Genomic DNA, 711 nt, shown 5'->3' on the forward strand with positions numbered 1-711 from the left:
TCCAGCGGCGTACCAATCTGATCCGTATGGAAGTAATAAAGCTTCTGCCCTTCCCCTTCCGCCTGATCAACCCGCGCCAACGGCGCATAGCTACCCGGCTCGTACACATACAAGATGCTCTGCCCAGGCGTCTCTTCCCGCAGCATCCTCAGCCCTTGCCACAGGAACCGCTTCTGTTCGATCTTGCCATCGATCTCCGCCTGCTTGGCCACCCGTCGCCCCAGGCTGTCGTAGCGATACGCGCCCCGGCTCTCCAGCTTGCCGTTAACCAGGGTCTCGGCGCGAACCAGCCGGTTCTCGCAGTCGTAGCTGAAGCTCTGCAGCTTGCTGTGCCCCGAGCGCTTTTCGATCAGGTTGCCCCATGGGTCGTAGCGGTACTCCTGGTCCCGCCACAGCTTGATCCGGTTGTCCTTGACCTTGGCAAACTGCCGGGCATTGAAGTCCAGGCGGTTGGCTGCCGCGTCGTAGCGGAATTCTTCACTCCCTACCAGCGAGCCGGTATCGCGGCTGCGTAACTGGCCATTGGCTTCGTACTCGTACTTGATCTCGCCTCGCAGCTTGTCGAGCGTGCGCACCAATTCACCCGCGGGGTCGTACTGGTAGCGGCGGTGAATCGGGTTGTAGGCATGCTCCACCAGCAGCGAGGTATTGATACCGGTGTTGTGCACCTGTGAAAGCTTGTCCGCGGGCAAGGTCGAGGCAAACTGCCAG

Annotated in this window: 1 pseudogene; it reads right to left on the reverse strand. The window is 60.9% G+C overall.

The features are described 5' to 3' along the window. A pseudogene (locus ABE528_RS27310) lies at positions 1-711 on the reverse strand (type IV secretion protein Rhs); the annotation flags it as partial.

Origin of the sequence: Pseudomonas sp. TWI628 (assembly GCF_039673865.1) — a bacterium.
Lineage (GTDB): Bacteria > Pseudomonadota > Gammaproteobacteria > Pseudomonadales > Pseudomonadaceae > Aquipseudomonas.